The organism is Streptosporangium sp. NPDC000563 (assembly GCF_040299985.1).
Taxonomy (GTDB): domain Bacteria; phylum Actinomycetota; class Actinomycetes; order Streptosporangiales; family Streptosporangiaceae; genus Streptosporangium.
Genome location: NZ_JBEPDA010000004.1, coordinates 60,702 through 77,647 on the forward strand (window position 1 = coordinate 60,702; position 16,946 = coordinate 77,647).

At 70.2% G+C, this 16,946-nt stretch carries 13 protein-coding genes; 10 read left to right on the forward strand and 3 right to left on the reverse strand.

What is annotated here, in order from left to right:
• Window positions 1-237: 237 nt before the first annotated feature.
• Entirely contained in the window at window positions 238-1,095 is an 858-nt protein-coding gene (locus ABT352_RS13140; protein WP_350944937.1) for an alpha/beta fold hydrolase, read from the forward strand.
• A gap of 176 nt (window positions 1,096-1,271) precedes the next feature.
• Complete coding sequence (locus ABT352_RS13145) at window positions 1,272-1,424, forward strand: hypothetical protein (RefSeq protein WP_350944939.1); 153 nt, start codon at window positions 1,272-1,274, stop codon at window positions 1,422-1,424.
• On the opposite strand, the gene ABT352_RS13150 is transcribed toward ABT352_RS13145, so the two are convergent.
• A complete protein-coding gene (locus ABT352_RS13150; RefSeq protein WP_350944940.1) occupies window positions 1,425-1,796 on the reverse strand; it encodes a hypothetical protein in 372 nt (123 codons plus the stop codon).
• A gap of 618 nt (window positions 1,797-2,414) precedes the next feature.
• Between ABT352_RS13150 and ABT352_RS13155 the strand changes: the two genes are divergently transcribed.
• Window positions 2,415-5,360 (forward strand): glycosyl hydrolase, encoded by a 2,946-nt coding sequence (locus tag ABT352_RS13155; protein WP_350944942.1) that lies wholly within the window; start codon window positions 2,415-2,417, stop codon window positions 5,358-5,360.
• Window positions 5,361-5,366: 6 nt separating this feature from the next.
• Here ABT352_RS13155 and ABT352_RS13160 read toward each other — a convergent pair whose 3' ends face one another.
• Complete coding sequence (locus tag ABT352_RS13160; RefSeq protein WP_350944944.1) at window positions 5,367-6,296, reverse strand: SCO6745 family protein; 930 nt, start codon at window positions 6,294-6,296, stop codon at window positions 5,367-5,369.
• 309 nt (window positions 6,297-6,605) lie between these two features.
• On the opposite strand from ABT352_RS13160, the gene ABT352_RS13165 reads away from it, so the two are divergent.
• The 6 genes from ABT352_RS13165 to ABT352_RS13190 all read left to right on the forward strand — a co-directional run bounded on the left by ABT352_RS13165 (window position 6,606) and on the right by ABT352_RS13190 (window position 13,268).
• On the forward strand, window positions 6,606-7,673 hold the full coding sequence (locus ABT352_RS13165; RefSeq protein ID WP_350944946.1) for a hypothetical protein: 1,068 nt from the start codon (window positions 6,606-6,608) through the stop codon (window positions 7,671-7,673).
• A 250-nt stretch (window positions 7,674-7,923) separates the two neighbouring features.
• On the forward strand, window positions 7,924-8,880 hold the full coding sequence (locus tag ABT352_RS13170) for a TIGR03885 family FMN-dependent LLM class oxidoreductase (protein ID WP_350944948.1): 957 nt from the start codon (window positions 7,924-7,926) through the stop codon (window positions 8,878-8,880).
• Between the two features lie 335 nt (window positions 8,881-9,215).
• Window positions 9,216-9,686 carry an ATP-binding protein gene (locus ABT352_RS13175; protein ID WP_350944949.1) on the forward strand — a complete coding sequence of 157 codons (471 nt, stop codon included), beginning with the start codon at window positions 9,216-9,218 and terminating at the stop codon, window positions 9,684-9,686.
• Window positions 9,687-9,958: 272 nt separating this feature from the next.
• Window positions 9,959-11,260, forward strand: a complete 1,302-nt coding sequence (locus tag ABT352_RS13180; protein WP_350944951.1) for an MFS transporter — start codon at window positions 9,959-9,961, stop codon at window positions 11,258-11,260.
• A gap of 178 nt (window positions 11,261-11,438) precedes the next feature.
• Entirely contained in the window at window positions 11,439-12,602 is a 1,164-nt protein-coding gene (locus ABT352_RS13185) for a M20 metallopeptidase family protein (RefSeq protein ID WP_350944953.1), read from the forward strand.
• Window positions 12,603-12,854: 252 nt separating this feature from the next.
• Window positions 12,855-13,268 (forward strand): VOC family protein, encoded by a 414-nt coding sequence (locus tag ABT352_RS13190; protein WP_350944954.1) that lies wholly within the window; start codon window positions 12,855-12,857, stop codon window positions 13,266-13,268.
• Window positions 13,269-13,332: 64 nt separating this feature from the next.
• Here the strand turns inward: ABT352_RS13190 and ABT352_RS13195 are convergent, their stop codons facing one another.
• Entirely contained in the window at window positions 13,333-15,624 is a 2,292-nt protein-coding gene (locus tag ABT352_RS13195) for a hypothetical protein (RefSeq protein WP_350944956.1), read from the reverse strand.
• 649 nt (window positions 15,625-16,273) lie between these two features.
• On the opposite strand from ABT352_RS13195, the gene ABT352_RS13200 reads away from it, so the two are divergent.
• The gene (locus ABT352_RS13200; protein ID WP_350944957.1) at window positions 16,274-16,906 is read left to right on the forward strand and encodes a sporulation delaying protein family toxin; all 633 of its coding nucleotides are present in this window, start codon (window positions 16,274-16,276) and stop codon (window positions 16,904-16,906) included.
• Window positions 16,907-16,946 lie beyond the last annotated feature (40 nt).

Here is a 16,946-nt window from a genome sequence, read left to right on the forward strand (position 1 = left end):
CGGTGGCCGACATGTCGGCCACCGCGACGACGCGTGGTGTCCCCCCTGAGGGGAAGTGGGCAGGACGGTGGCGGTGGTGCGGTCCGGCACGCGCCGCCGACCCGGGGTGGCCCGCCACAGGAGGAGACGCTCTTTCGCTGCGACTGTGCGGGTGGGGATGTCGAGAACGCATCCGTGGCTCCGATTCTCTGTGATCAGAGAAGCGAGACGGCCGACGACTTTCGAGGAGAAGCGACCATGCAGCCCGTCAAGACGAACACCCTGAAGGTTCCCGGCGCGACCCTTCACTACGAGATCCGCGGCTCGGGGCCGACCCTGCTGCTGATCTGCGGCGGGGTTTACGACGCCGCCGGATACGCGGGTCTGGCCCAGCGGCTCGCCGACCGCTACACGGTGGTGACCTACGACCGGCGCGGCAACTCGCGCAGCCCGCTGGACGGGCCGCCCGAGTCGCAGAGCATCGAGACGCACGCCGACGACGCGCACCGCCTGCTGGTGGAGGTGGGCGTCACCGCCGACGAGCCCGCGTACGTCTTCGGCAACAGCTCCGGCGCGATCATCGGCCTGGAGCTGGCCACCCGCCACCCCGAGCAGGTGCGCACCCTCGTGTCCCACGAGCCGCCGCTGTTCGAGCTGCTGCCCGACCGCGACCGCTGGCGCGATGTCATCCGGGACGTGGAGGAGGCGTTCGCCAAGGAGGGGACCGGAGCCGCGATGCAGGCCTTCGCCACCGGGTTCGACAGGACCGGCAGGGAGCACGAGGAGGCGGCCACCCAGGGAGAGCAGGAGGAGCCCACTCCCGAGGCGGCGGAGACGATGGCGCGGATGGAGAAGAACATGGAGTTCTTCATCGGCTACGAGGTGCCGCCGTTCGTGAGATACGTCCCCGACGCCGACGCGCTGCGGGCCTCCTCGGCGCGCGTCGTGATGGTGGCGGGCGAAGCCTCGGAGGGGCAGCCGCCTTACCGGGCCTCCTTCGTCGTCGCCGAGCAGATCGAGGGGACGCACGTGATGTTCCCCGGTGACCACGGGGCCTTCGGCAGCCTGCACGAGGAGTTCGCCGCCAAGCTCGACGAGGTGCTCTCGCGCCCCTGAGCGAACGCGGCCGACGGCCGTGTCTCTACTGGTTCGGAGCCAGGGCGACCCTTGGGACGGGGTTCTTCGCGGGGTGGTTCTGGGGGAACGTGCGGAACGGCTCCGGTCGGACCTTTTCTGGTCTGGCCGGAGCCGTGTTTCCCTGGGGACGCTGATCAGGGGAAGGTGATCAGACGGTGGTGATCGCTGGGGACGGCGATCACCGGGGGGAGACGGGCGGGGTGGTGGTGACGGCGAGGACGATGGTCACCGTGGTGGCCCGGGTGCTGTGTCGCAAGGGGAAGGTGTCGCAGGGGGCCAGGGGGACGGCAGGTGTCGCGGAGCGGTGATCAGCCGACGTTGGCACAGATCGCGTAGACGCTGATGCCCACGTCGTTGTAGCCGATCTGGCGACCGAGCCCGATCCAGCCGTTGCCGTCGTCGGTGGGGAAGGAGCCCACCAGGATGGCCCCGTTGCCCTGCGCCTCGGCGCCGCCGCCGATGACCTTCTTCCCGCCGGGGCAGTAGACCACGCGGCGCTGGAAGTTGGGCACGTTGGCGTTCGGCAGCTTGACGATCTGGTAGCCGGTGAAGTCGGCGGCGGCGGGAGCATCGGGGACGGTGGGCACGGAGGCCGTGGCCGGAGCGGCGGCGGTCATCGTGGTCAGACCCGCGATGGCGGCGGCGCTCAGCACGGCGGTCATGAGCTTCCTGCTTCGCATGATGTCTCCTGTGGCAGAGGGTGCCTGTGTGTTCACAGAGAGTAATTCTTCATCACTCTCAGTGTCCAGCCCTGTTTTTGTCGCCGTCTCGCCAGTTGCGTCCGCCCTGGTGATCGGGCATGCGCGGGCGTGGGGGGAGGGTGTTCCGGGTGAAGGGTTCGCGCCGCCGAGGGGGTGTTCCAGGTGGGGGATTCGCGCCGCCGGGAGGTCTTCCTGGTGGGGGGCGCGCCGTCGAGGGGGTGGTCGACGGTGGGCGGGGAGGGGTGCCCTCGGGGGCCGGCCGGCGACGGGCGGGAGGGGGCGGGCGCCGTCAAGAGGTCGACCGGCGTTGAACGTCGACCGACTATGAGAGCGCTCTCAGATCAGGGTAGGGCCATTTCTTGATCGTCGGCCAGGCGGGCGATGTGATAGGTGGGTGGACGAAAAGATGGCGCCGCGCGGTAGAACGCCCTATTTTTCTGGGCTTACGCCCTCTCGCCTGCACCTCCGTCCTTTACCTACTCGTTACCAACGCGAAACATTGACTGACGTGACGCATCCCGTTACTTTTCGGTGAGAGAGCGCTCTCTCGTATCGGTCAGCTTCAGAGCCCGATTCCTCTCCCCGGAGGCACCCCCTATGGATCCCTCGATCCGGACCACGGGTCCGGACAGTGCGCACCCCCGCGAAGGACGACTCGCCCGGTCGGCGGCCCGCCTCAGGGCCCGCCGTCGCCGCCTCGCCGCCGGTGTGGTCGTCGCGATGGTGGCCGGGCTGCTCGGCCTCGGCGCAGCCCGCTCCGCGGAAGCAGCCACGGTCGGCGCCGGCAGCTACGCGGACACCCTCCCCGCAGGACGCTCGCTGCCGACCGGCTGCGGCTCCATCTCCACCAACCCCCGCCAGTGGGTGACGTCCAACGCCCCCGCGGGGGCCGTGCCCACCAACGACTGGTGGTCGTCGATCCTCTACAAGAAGACCGACTGTGCGTACGGTGAGCCGCTCCACGCGCACCCGATCTCGTACGACACCTTCGGCAACGGGCTCGGCTTCTCCTACAACACCACCCCCGCCATCAGCGGCACCGCGACCGGCGTCGGCGAGTACCACTACCCCTACGTCGAGAACATCCGCGTCGGCGTCGCGGGCCTGAACTCGCCGGACGTCAAGGTCGACGGCTGGAGCGACTGGACCGTCACCCCGTACTGGAGCGGCGGGGGCCGGACGATGAAGGCCACCATCGGCCACGGCCTGCCGTTCGCGTACTTCCAGATCACCGGCGGCAACGCGCAGATCACCGCCGCGGGCACCCCCACGGTGTGGTCCAACAGCGGCGCCACCATCGGCTTCACCGTCGGCGGCCGTGACTACGTCGCCTACGCGCCGACCGGAGCGACCTGGTCGGTGAGCGGCACCACGATCAGCTCCTCCCTCGCGGGCAAGGACTTCTTCTCGGTGGCGGCGCTCCCCGCGGGCGGCGACCGCGCGGCGCTGGCGAGCACCTACGGCCAGTACGCGCACGCGCACGTCACCGGCACCCGTGTCTCGTACGCCTACAACCAGTCCGCGAGCACGCTGACCACGACGTACGCCTTCACCACCACGGCGAGGCAGGGCAGCCAGACCGGCACGGTCATCGCGCTCTACCCGCACCAGTGGAACTACCTGACCGGCTCGACGCCGCTGGCGCAGACGTACGTGTCGGCGCGCGGGCAGATGAAGATCGTCACCGGTACGCAGTTCAGGACGACGATGAAGTACACCGGCGTCCTGCCCGAGGTCCCCGCGGTGGCCGACAGCTCGGGGGCGGACCTCACCACGGTCACCAACCAGCTCAACGCCGAACTCGGCAACCCGATGGACATCCGGGGCGACGACACCTACTGGACGGGCAAGGGCCTGGGCCGGGCCGCCCGCATCGCGGAGATCGCCGACCAGCTCAACCTGACGTCGGTGCGCACCGCCGCGCTGAACGCGATCCGCACCCGCCTCAACGACTGGTTCACCGCCTCACCGGGCAAGACGACCCGGGTCTTCTACTACAACCAGAACTGGGGGACCCTGCTCGGCTACCCGGCCTCCTACGGCTCCGACCTGGAGCTCAACGACCACCACTTCCACTACGGCTACTACATCGCCGCCGCCGCGACCCTCGCCAAGTTCGACCCCGACTGGGCGAAGGCGAGCCAGTACGGCGGCATGGTGGACCTGCTGATCCGCGACGCCAACAACTACGACCGGTCCGACACCCGCTTCCCGTACCTGCGCGACTTCGACATCTACGCGGGCCACGACTGGGCGTCGGGCCACGGCGCGTTCGGCTCGGGCAACAACCAGGAGTCGTCGTCGGAGGGCCAGAACTTCGCCAACGCCCTCATCCAGTGGGGACAGGCCACCGGCAACACCGCCGTCCGCGACGCGGGCATCTTCATCTACACGACCCAGGCCGCGGCGATCCAGGAGTACTGGTTCGACGTGCGCGACCAGAACTTCCCCGCCGCCTTCGGCCACAGCACGGTCGGCATGGTCTGGGGCAGCGGCGGCGCGTACGCCACCTGGTTCAGCGCCGAACCGGAGATGATCCAGGGCATCAACATGCTCCCGATCACCGGCGGGCACTTCTACCTGGGCGACAACCCCGCCTACGTGAACACCAACTACGCCGAACTGGTACGCAACAACGGCGGGCCGCCCACGGTGTGGCAGGACATCATCTGGCAGTTCCAGGCGCTGGGCAACGGTGACGCGGCCCTGGCGAACCTGCGCGCCGCCGGAGGCTACACCCCGGAGGAGGGGGAGAGCAGGGCGCACACCTTCCACTGGATCCGCAACCTGGCCGCCCTCGGCACGGTGGACAACTCCGTCACCGCCAACCACCCGCTGGCGAAGGTGTTCAGCAAGAACGGGGCACGCACCTACGTCGCGTCCAACATCACCGGGAGCCCGCTCACGGTGACCTTCTCCAACGGCACCGTGCTCAACGTGCCGGCGGGCAAGACGGCCACCTCCGGCGCCTTCACCTGGAGCGGCGGCAACGCGGGGGGCGGCACCACGAACCCCGACCCGACCCCCACGCCGACCCCCACCCCGACGCCGACCCCCACCCCGACCCCGGGTGTCTTCGCCGCGACGCGCTACCTGCAGAGCGGCGGAGGGCTGACGGGCACGACCGGCACGGCGGGCAGCGTCACGCTGGCCGCCGCGAACGGCAACCACGACGGCGTCCCGACCAACGCCCAGGTCTTCACGGCGACCGGTCTCACCGCCAACCGCAACGGCGGCACCACCGCGTTCGACCTCTTCCTGGACTCGGGCACCGCGGTCGCGAACGGCACCCAGGTCAGGGTCTCCTACGACCTGACCGGCGACGGGAGCTGGGACAGGGTGGAGACCTACGCCTACTTCGCGACCGACCCGGTGACCGGCTGGGAGCACTACACGCAGGGGGGCGGCCCGCAGTCCTCCTCGGGCACGCTCGGCAACCTGTCGAACGGCCGGGTGAGGGTCGAGGTCTGGAACGCCATCGGCACCAACACCGTCAGCCTCGGTGTCGGTAACCGGTCCTTCGTACGGCTGCCGTTCGGCTGATCCCCCTCAGCCGATCCGCGAAGGGACGGCCGGGAGCGTGAGCCCCCGGCCGTCCTCGCCTTCCGCGAGTGAGCGCGGCAGGCCGATCGCGTTCGAGGGCGGAATGACGCCCGACTCCAGGACGGCCGTGGTCAGCGGGTGGAGCAGCAGGGCGAGCTCGGAGGTGCGCTCGTCTCCCAGGGCACGCCACGGGGCGGCCGCCGCCTCGTCGGTGAGCCGCTCGATCCGCCCGCGCTCCCGCGCACCCTCGGCCGTCAGCGCGCCGGAGTCGTCGACCCAACCGCGCTCGCGCAGGGCGGCGGCACCGGCCTCCCACTCCTCGTCGTCCCAGTGCCGTCCCAGGCGCAGCTGCTCCAGATCCGTCTCACCCGCCGCGACCTTGAGCAGGTGGGCCTGGACGGGGGAGACGCCGTGGGCGACGAGGGCGGCCACGTGCCCGTCGCCCCGGTGCTCGCGCAGCGTGGTCGCGGCCTGCCAGAGCAGCAGGTGCGGCTCGTCGGGCGCGGGCAGCGCCTGGTTGGCCGCGCCGAGCACCCGGCCGGCGGTGTCGGCGAGCCGCGCGGCCTCCCAGGCGAGGTCGGCCGCCGCGCGCATGTCGTCCGATCCGATCACCTTGTCGGTGAGCACGTTCCGCAGCGCCGCTCCCGCCCCGTCGAGCCTGGCGCGCAGCACGTCGCCGGGGGTGGCGAACGTCCACGCGTCGGGGAGCGCCCTGGCGACCCTCGCCGGGGGGAAACCGTGGAAGGCCGCCGTGACGACGCCGGGGCCGACCGGCCCGAGGGGCGCCGCCCTGGACGCGAAGTAACCCATCCAGAAACCGCGCATGCCGACCGCGTCGGACGCCGCCAGCGCCTCGGGGGCGAAGTAGGTGACGGCGTGCAGGGGCTCAAGTAACTGCCACATGACACGCGGAACGTTCGGTTCGAGCTCCGGCACGGTCTCACACCCCGTCTAGGGATCCTGGCGGATCGGCTGTGCGTTGTTCATACGGTACTCGCAGGAACGACCGGGTGATCTCTGGGGGAGAAGACCGCCATCTGGTCGGAACCCTGACCTGATCTGGGAAGACGAAGTCATCTCACCCGTCAGGTTGGGTCTTTTCAAGGGGGGACGGGCGGGTTATCAAGAGCTCAGGACGAACTGTGATTCCAGACATTTCCGCTCACTTCGCTGGTTCCTCGGTCGCGTCCGATCGCCCAACCCCCCAAGCCGATGGAGTACGGCATGCCGCAGTTGCGAAGAGTTATGATCCAAATCCTGTGTGTCATCGCGATGCTCGCCGCGAGCGTCACCGCGGCGGCAACGGGCGCGCAGGCCGCCGTTCCCAACCGGTGGGGTTTCGCGGTGGTCGACGTGACCTCCGGCGTCCCCGACATCAACCACCAGGCGGGCAGCTGGGCGCCGGGCTTCAACGTCACGGTCACCCCCGGCGTGGTCGGGCAGACGTACGTGAGGTTCCCGCAGCTCGCGATCAACGGCGGCGTCGTCCACGTCACGGCGATCTCCCAGAACGCCTACTGGTGCCAGGTGCAGAAATGGGGCCCCTCGGGATCCGACCTGATGGTGGCGGTGCAGTGCTACCGGTACGGAGGGGCTCCGGTCTTCACCCCGTACAGCATCGTCTTCGAGCAGAGCACCGGCACCCTGCCCGCACCGCAGGCGTTCGGTTACGTGCACCACAACGGTGCCGGCATCGCCGACCAGTTCAACTCGGCCGGTGGCGTGAACACCGCCGTCCCCGGTGGGGTGGGCGTCTGGACGGTCACCCTGCCGGGCCTCGGCTCGGCGAGTGCCGCGGGAAACCTCCAGGTCACCGCGGTGAACCCCAACCAGCCCGCCCGCTGCAAGGTCGGCGCCTGGTCTCCGGGCGTGGGCGCGCAGGCGGTCCAGGTGCGCTGCCACAACGCGACGAACGTGCCGCTCAACACCGGATGGACCCTCACCTACCAGCGTGAGCGCGCCATCACCGGTGCGGCGATCCCGCCGAAGAACTTCGCCTACACCTTCGACACCAACCCGGCCAACCCCGGCCCGTACGCGCCGACGCCCGCGGGTCTGAACTACAACTCCCAGGGGGCCACGAACACGATCCAGAGCGCGGGAGTCGGTCTGCGTCTGGTCACCTTCCCGAAGGTCGGGCTCCTGCAGGACCAGGTCCAGGTCACCGCGTACGGGCCGGGCCCCGAGTTCTGCAACCTGCAGAGCCTGTGGAACACCAACGCCGGCAATGCCATCGTGCGCAACGTCGCCTGCTACGACGCGGCCACCCGTGTCGACCGGCTCTCGTTCGTCACCTACACGTCGGCCTTCTGAGGCCCGGGTGATGTCCGGGTGAGGCCGAGCGCGGTGCCGTCCGTGACCTCGGGCGGTACCGCGCTTCCCGTCCGGCCCGTCCCCCCGGACGCCTCCGGCCTGTTCATCGGTACGGCTCCGGCCCGGCCATCCGTCCGAGCCGGTCACCCGTCAGGATCCGGCCCGGCCGCTCACGTGAGAGGCTCATCCGTACGGCCAGGTCGGGGGCGTGTGCCCGAATGGACGGCCTTCTCCCGGGTAGCCGGAGGCGATGACGACTTATGGCTTCCATTCCTCACACGAGCAGATCCACCCGGCAGAGCTTCTGAAAGCCGTCACCCAGGCCGAGCAGGCGGGGTTCGGGGCGGCGATGTCGTCGGACCACTTCTCCCCGTGGAGCGAGCGACAGGGGCAGTCGGGGTTCGCCTGGTCCTGGCTGGGCGCGGCGCTCCAGGCCACGAACCTGCCGTTCGGCGTCGTGAACGCCCCCGGCCAGCGCTACCACCCCGCGATCATCGCCCAGGCGATCGGCACCCTCGGGGCGATGTTCCCCGAGCGCTTCTGGGCCGCCCTCGGCACGGGCGAGGCGAGCAACGAGCACATCACCGGTGACCGCTGGCCTCGCAAGGAGCTTCGCACGCGGCGTCTGCGGGAGTGTGTCGACGTCATCAGGGCGATGCTGGCGGGGGAGGAGGTGAGCCACGACGGCCTGGTGACCGTCGACCGCGCCCGGCTGTGGACCCGGCCCCAGGTTCCGCCGAAGCTGGTCGGCGCGGCGGTGAGCGTCGACACGGCCCGCTGGTGCGCGGAGTGGGCCGACGGCCTGATCACCGTGGGAGGACCGGTCGACCACCTGCGCGAGGTCATCGGCGCCTACCGGGACGCCGGAGGTAAGGGGAAGGTGGCGCTCCAGGTTCACCTCAGCTGGGCCGAGAGTGACGACGAGGCGATGGCCATCGCCCACCACCAGTGGCGGAGCAATGTCTTCTCCCCGCCGGTCAGCTGGGATCTCGACACCCCCGAACTCTTCGACGTGGTCTCCGCGGACGTCTCGTCCGAGCAGATCGCCGAGGTCGTCAACGTCTCGTCCGACCTGGGCTGGCACGCCGCCAGGATCAACGAGTACGCCGACCTGGGCTTCGAGGAGATCTATCTGCACCATGTGGGCCAGGAGCAGGCCCCCTTCATCGACGCGTTCGGCGCGAAGGTCCTTCCCCAGCTGCGCTGACGTGGTCGCGGCCCTTCCAGGCGCGTTGGTCCGGGAGGGCGGGAGACAAGGGCACGGACGGGTTCACGGACGGGTTCACGGAGGGAGGGGCGGGGCGCGGGCGGGTTCACGGACGGAGGGGAACCCGCCCAGGTGGTGTGGCGTGGTGTCCGGTAAGGGGTGGTGATGACTCCTGCTGGGGTCTGTGGCCCTATCCTCCCCAAACGTCACGAAACGCACTGACTTATCGTCACTCTTACGACATCTAATAGAAACAATTAGGAGGGAATCAATTCCCAGACGTGACCGGATGTTCTACATTTGTCATGGGAGCGCTCCCATCAGAAGGAGGCGCAGTGTCTCTCCAGCACAACTCATCCGCGGCGGCCCTCGAGGTCGCCCACGAGTACGTAGGCGAGTGCCTGCTGCCCGCCGTCCCCGCGAGCGTGCGCGACGCCCGCTCGCTGGTTCGCCGGGAGCTCTCCCTGTGGGGCGCTGACGATCTCATAGACGACTGCATGCTGATCGTGAGCGAGCTGGTCACCAACGCCGTCAGGTACGGCGGCGCCGCGTGCGCGCTGCGCATCCGAGGCGGCGAGAACCTCGTCCGCGGTGAGCTCTTCGACCCCGGGGCGGGAGTTCCCCGCATGTGTGCCCGCGACATGGACGCCACCAGCGGCCGGGGCCTCCAGATCGTCGACTCCCTCGCCGACGACTGGGGCGTCGCCCATCCCGCCACCGGAGGAAAGATCGTCTGGTTCGTGCTCGGCCTGCCCGCCTCCCCCCGCTCGCATTCCGCCGTCGCCCCGGTCCTGCAGCTCAAGTAGGCGCCACGCGCCCCGAACCGCCCGGCCGCCCGGGGAACGCGCGGCCCGGGAGCACGATCGTCCGCCGGGGGTGAGAGTCCCTCGGCCCAAGACAGCCGTCCGCCAGGTGTGAGATCCGCCGCCCAAGGTCGCGCGGCCGTCCGGCCCTCCCGATGACCTGGTGTTTTCGCGCGCCGGGGGTGGGTGTCCCGCGGTGTCGGCGCGCCCCGTAGTGTGCGGACGATCGGCCCCCCAGGACGATCGGCCCCCCCAGGGAGAGAAACGCATCACCCATGACGACGTACGACCACACCCGCCGCGCCTGCTACACCGGATATGTCACCCAGGCCATCGTCAACAACCTGGCCCCCCTGCTGTTCATCGTGTTCCAGACCCGCTACCAGTTGCCGCTGGAGATGCTCGGGCGCCTGGTGCTGCTCAACTTCGCCACCCAGCTGGTCACCGACATCGTGGCCGTGAAGTTCGTGGACCGGACCGGTTACCGCGTCCCGCTGGTGCTGGCCCACGTCCTGTCGGCGCTGGGACTGATGCTGCTCGCGGTCGCCCCGGCCGTGTCGCCCTCGCCGTACCTGGGACTGTGCGTTGCGATCGTCGTCTACGCCGTCGGTGGCGGCCTGCTGGAGGTGCTCGTCAGCCCGGTGGTGGACGCGCTGCCCAGCCCGCAGGAGGGCAAGGCCGCGGCGATGAGCCTGCTGCACTCCTTCTACTGCTGGGGACAGGTCGCGGTGGTGGCGGGCAGCACGCTGCTGCTGGCCTGGATCGGCCAGGACGCCTGGCAGGTCCTGCCCGTCGCCTGGGCGCTGGTCCCGCTGGTCAACATGGTGGCGTTCCTGAGGGTGCCGCTGCCCGCGACCGTGCCCGACGAGCACCGCACCTCCCTGCGGGCGCTCTTCGGGGCTCCCGCCTTCGCCGCCGCCCTCGTGCTGATGCTCAGCGCGGGCGCGGCCGAGCTGACCATGTCGCAGTGGTCCTCCCTCTTCGCCGAGGAGGGGCTGGGAGTCTCCAAGGTGTGGGGCGACCTGGCGGGTCCGTGCCTGTTCGCGGTCCTGATGGGCATCGGCCGCATCGTCTACGGCCTGTGGGGTGAGAAGATCCCGCTGGTGCCCGCGATGGCCTCGTGCGGCGCGCTGGCGACCGTCTGCTATCTCGTCGTCTGCCTGTCCTCCAACCCGGTGGTGAGCCTCATCGGCTGCGCGGTGTGCGGCCTCGCCGTCAGCCTCCTGTGGCCGGGTACCTTCAGCCTCGCCGCGGCCCGCTTCCCCCTCGGCGGCGCGGCGATGTTCGGCGTGCTCGCCGTCTTCGGGGACGCCGGTGGCGCGGCCGGACCCTGGATCGCCGGGGCCGCCGCGGACGCCTCCGCCGCCGCGGACGGATTTCTCGCCACCCTGTCGGCCGCGCTCCCCGACGACGGCGGCTCCGGTCTGCGCACCGGCATCCTCGTCGCCGCCGTCTTCCCGATCACCGTCGTCGCCCTCACCCTCGCGTACGCCGTCCGGGGGAGGAACGCGGGCACAGTAGCGGGCACGGCGACGGGCGAGGCGCCCGGTGAGGTGGAGCGGCCGATCGGCGGGTGAGCCGGCGGGGATATTCGGGCATGACATTTCCTTGGGAACGGCCCCGCCTCACCCATGCACCATGAGAACGGCACCACGCACAGCAGAGGGAGATCCATGATCGGCACCCACGTCCGCGCGCTCGCACAGGAGGGCGCGTGAGGGTCGGCCACGACGCCCCCCGGTCCGGGGAGGGGCGATGAACGAGGTTCGTGAGCGGCTCCGCGCCGCCCTGCACGCAGAACTGCCCGCCGCCTTCCAGCTACGGCGAGAACTGCATGCCGAGCCCTGCGTCTCGGGAAAGGAGGAGCCGACCCTCAAGCGTGTGCTGGACGCGCTGCCCGAGGGCAACGCGATGGAGCGGGTGGCCGTGACCGGCGCGCTCCTGCGGGTCGGCGGCGAAGGGCTCGCCGTCGGGGTACGCGGAGAGCTGGACGCCCTGCCGATCCCCGAGGAGACGAACGTTCCCTGGGCCTCGCGCAACGGCGCGATGCACGCCTGCGGCCACGACGTGCACCTCGCGGCCCTGGTCGCGCTGACCAGGGCGGTCGACCGGGTACGGGCGCCGGCGCCGATGGTCGCGGTGCTGCAGCCGCGTGAGGAGACCCCTCCCTCCGGTGCCAGGGACATCGTCGAGTCGGGCGCGCTGCGCAGGAACCAGGTCGGCGCGATGATCGCGGCACACGTCCAGCCGGTGCTCGGCGCGGGTGAGACGGCCTGCACCCCCGGCGCGGTCAACGCCTCCTCCGACGAGTTCGCCGTCGTCGTCCGCGGGCAGGGCGGGCACGCGGCCTACCCCCACCTGTCCAGTGATCCGGTTCTCGCGCTCGCCCAGATCATCGTGGCCGCGCAGCAGCTCGTGAGCCGCGACGCCGACCCGATGACGCCGACCGTGGTCACCTTCGGGACCGTGTCGGCGGGCAACGCCCCCAACGCGATCCCGGGACAGGCCGCGGCGCGCGGCACCCTCCGTACGATGTCGGAGCCCTGGCGCCGGCAGCTGCACCACCGCTTCCGTGAGGTGGTCGAGGGGGTCGCCCGCGTCCACGGCTGCGAGGCGGAGGTACGGATCGCGAACGGGGAGCCGGTGCTCGTCAACCACGCCCGGCTCGCCGAGGAGACCGGTCGCATCCTCGTCGAGGTGGCCCACCACATGCCCGCGACGCTGCGCTCCTGCGGCGCCGACGACTTCGCCCACTTCGCGTCGGTCGTGCCGTCGCTGATGCTGTTCGTGGGCACCGACACGACCTCGGGGCTGCACAGCCCGTACTTCCTGCCGGGAGACGAGACCGTGACGGCGGTCGCCGAGAGCCTGCTCGCCGCCTACCTCGCCGCCGCGCGGGTGATCGGCGCGGACACCTGAGCGGGCGTTCCCGGCGTGGGCTCCGAGGTCGGCGGCGGTTGACAGCAGCCACGCGGGCCTGTAGAAAGCCGAATGACCATAAATCGAACAGGTTGTCGAATGGTGGACGCCGACAGGCTCGACCCACGTTCGCGGGACTCGCCGGTCTGAGGAGGCGGGCGAGGTCGCGGTGACGGGGCCGGTCGTGCCGTTGTCGCCGTGAGCCGACCGGCCCCCTCCGCGGCAGGGGCCGCCGACAGAAGGAGCGAACTCGTGAACTGGACCCTGGAAGTGGTCGTGGTCCCGGTCAGTGACATCGACCGTGCCAAGGACTTCTACGCGGAGAAGCTCGGCTTCACGGTGGACCACGACACCCGGATCGACGGCGGCCCCCAGTTCGTCCAGCTCACCCCTCCGGGATCCGGTTGCTCGATCGTCCTGGGGAAGGGGTTCGTCGCCATGGAGCCGGGCTCGCTCCAGGGGCCGCAACTGGTGGTCTCCGACGTCCACGCGGCCCGCGCGCACCTCGTCGAGCGAGGTGTGGAGGTGAGCGAGGTGCAGGTGCTGGGCCCGTCGGGCGCCCGCCCGAGCCGTGAGGGCGACGACCTGAACAACGTGGGATTCGTTTTCTTCAAGGACCCGGACGGCAACGGCTGGGCCGTGCAGCAGATAACCTCCCGCGGCTGATCGGTTCCACGGCCGCGGGAGCGCTCGTCCGGGAGTCCACGACCCCTCGAAGGCCACGGGGCGGTCAGTTGGTACGGGTGTTGGGGAGGTGCCCGCCCAGGTAGCCGATCCAGATCTTGCCGGTGGCGCCGCCGGAGTCGTCGTGGAAGTACATCCGGGGCGCGGGATAGCCCACCGGCCGCAGCTTGACGTGGGACTCCATCAGGACCTGCCCGCCGGGGCTCACCTCGGGCGGGACGGCGAAGGTCCGGCGATCGCTGAACTTGGCGCGGGTGACCACGCTCTTCGACTCGCGCATGGACAGCATCCCGGTGGGGATGGTGCGGCGCCCGGGGGAGCCCTGGGCGCACCAGTCGTAGAAGCCGCCCGCGAACTCCCCTCCGGACCGGGCCCTCGCGAAGTCCTCCAGGGCGCGCAGGGAGTCCCAGGCCTTCGCCGCCCAGGTCCGCGACTGGGCCGGATGGTCCAGGTCCAGCCGGGCGGCGGGACCGTCGGTGTCGCCGACGACGATGTGGCGCAGGCTCTGGCGGGCCTCGATCAGGACCTCGATCAGGCTGGCGGGTTCGAAGACGGGCACCTCCTCGTTCACGCCGTACACGGGCTGGCCCGCCTCCGCGAGCCTCGCCTCCAGCCAGCGGACCCGCTCGGTGAGCTTCCTCGCGTTCGTGACGGCCTCGGCGTACTCCTCGGTGAGCAGCCGGTGCTCCTCGCGCAGGCTCCTGGTCCGCGTGGCCGACCGCTCGCTCCCCTCCTCCGTGACGGATCCGTCGATGTGACGTCCGTTGCCGTGCCTCCGGGATTCGACGACGTCGCCATGCCCTCCCGTGCCGTCGCTCCGGAGGTGCGTGAGGTCGCCATGCCGCCCGGCGACGATGTCGCGCTGTTCCGCGACGATGTCGCGCAGGCCGGAAAGGTGCGCGCCGAGCGTGCGGATCTCGCGCAGCACCCGCTCGGAGTCACCGTCGGAATCACCGCCGGCGGCCTGTGACGACGTGGCGAGCCCCAGTGCCGTCTCCAGCTCCCCGCGCAGTTCCTTGACCACCATGTCAGCCACCACCTGGGCGATCTCCTCCGTACTCGATGCCGGGACGCCCGCCAAGGTGGTCGTTCCCGTCTCCGTGGGCTTTACGGGTTCCAGGGTGGCGGTGGGTTCCTCCGAGCCGGGAGCGGGTTCGGAGTCCTCGGCGGTCCCGGCGGCCGAGGCGGGGGTGGTGGGAGCGGGGAGCACGACGGGCGCGGGACGCCGGGTCATCGCCATCATCCGCCGCCGTAGCTCCTCACGGGCGGCATCGGTCTTGGCGGGCCGGGGCGCGGCGGCCTCGGCGATCTCACTCAGTTCGGCGCGTCCGGCGAGCACGCGGTAGACGACGCCGAGCGTCCGCCGGACGTCGTCGGGAAGCTCGCGATGGACGGTCGCGCCGACCGCTCCGGTGGCGATCAGGTCGAGGGCGGCGACACCCTGTTCCCGGATCATGGCGGCGCCCATCGGCGGATGCCTGCGGGGGTAGGGCTCCCCGGCGGGGTCGAAGGGGGCGAGATAGGTGCGGATCCCGCCGCCGAACACCCCCAGCTCCTTGCCCATCGCCTTGTTGAACCGGTTCTGGGTGCGCAGGTCGGCGAGCCGTACGACCAGGCTCGCACCGGTGACCGCACCGGCCAGATAGTCGGCATGGGTCCGCACGCCCTCCGGGTTCTGCGGATCCACGGAGAGGACGAGGATCGGCACCCTCCGGAGAGGCTCGGTCATCACCGGGACGAACCGGTCCAGGTCGTCCTCATGGAGAACCAGCGGGCCGTCCTCCAGGTGGATGCCGCCGTCGCTGATCCGCGCGGTGCGCAGGTACGCGGGGAGGAACCCGGGCGCGCTCGCCGTGGGCGGTTCTCGCCTTTCCGCTCGCCCCGGCTCGTGCTTTCCGTTCCGGTACGACCCTGGTGCATGTCGTCCTTTTTCCGGTTTTCCATTCTGCTGAGACACCGGTTGGTGTCGTTCCGTTTCGTGCTTTCCGTTCTGGTACGGCGCCGGCCGGTGCCCTTCCGGGTCGTGTCCCTCGTGCCGGTCCACGGTGACGATCACCCAGCCCGTCATGCCCGCCACCGACTCGGTGTAGGTCACCCTGGTCTTCAGGTGCCCTTTCCCGTACGGCTCGTCCAGCGTGTACCGGCCGCAGTCGCCGCGCCGTTCCATCGTGAGCCGTGCCCGGCCTGCCTCGGCCTCGACCATCGCCCGCGCGGCACCCGGGGGCGGGAACCCCTTCTGCTCGACCCACTCCGAGAAGGTGCGGCGCAGCCGGATCGAGATCGGGGCGACCGGGTCGCGCAGCACCGCCTGGTATAACCGCGTTACATTCGACGCCATAGTCACGACACCTCATATGTCATCAACCTGGGGGATGTACGGCTCACTTCCGGTAGAAGGACGTCAGTCGTACGGGGTTGGATGTCAGCCGGGCTCCGCAGGTTCCAGCGGGGGCAAAGTGCGCCGTAAATGCTGTTTTAATGCGGAATTAGGCTGTATATGACGTAAATCGGGTTCAAGGGCTTCGTGTGCTGCCACAATCAACCGACTTTGTCACACCTCAGTGTGACGACATCCTGACGCGGTGTCGCGGTCTTTCCCGAGGTCGCAGCTGAGCGACCATCCGGAACGGCCGCCCGCGCGGGGCCTTTTCCCGGTCGAGAAGAATCCGAAACGGACCCCGCCGTTGACGACGGCGGGGAAGCCCGTCGGGACGCGGACCGGAGCGGGCCGGTCTGATTTGTGCTGGTCTGACCGGGCTGGGCTGGGTTCCAAGTGATTCACTGACGAGGGCGGCGCCGTTCCAAGCGCACGCCAAATCGCCTGTGACACTCTCCGTCGAAGCGGCGAAAAGTCCGTGGAGACAATGGCCGGAATCCAACCTCTTTTGCGCCGGAATGTCGCGGACCGTGGGAAAAGGCTCCTGTCGCCGGCCAACGAGCTCACATCGGGATTCCGGGCGCCGTCTCACGTTCGTGGAAGGAGTTCGATGCGGGTATCGAAGACGGTTCTGGCGGCGTTGGCCGCGGGGTTGGTGGCCGGTGCGGTGGTGGTGCCGGTGCACGCGGCCGGTGCCAGTGCCGGTGCGGTCGTGGCCGGGGCTGGGGCCGTGGTCTCGGCGTACGACGGGGAGAGTGTCTATCGGGGTCTGATCCTGGGGATCGGCCCGGTGGCCGAGAGGTTCCCCGAGATCGTGCGTCCGGCCGGTGGGGTGACGGCCAAGCAGGAGGAGTTCGCCTCCGCGGTGGTGGCGGCGATCTCGAAGAAGGATCCGGCGTTCCTCGCCTGGTTCGGCGGGGAGATGACCAGCGGCGACCGGGTCAGGATCGACCGGGCCTTCACCAGGGCGCAGAACCTCACCCGCGACGTGCTGGCCGAACGGTTCGGCTTCAAGGCCGACTCCACAGCCGTCGACCAGGCAGCCGGCCTGGCGTTCTTCGTGTACATGGTCTATCTCGGCAACGTCTACGAGATCGTCAACGTGTACAAGATGGCCAACGCCGTCCGCGAGTCCAATGTCTACGAGATCGAGAACTGGACCGAGTCCCTGGTGAGCAAGGACCTGGCCAGGCTCGACCGCGAGCGTTTCGTCGACCTCGTCGCCAAGCGGCTCGCCGCCTGATCTCCGGCCCCCACGCCCGGTTCCGCACCGCGTCCGGCGC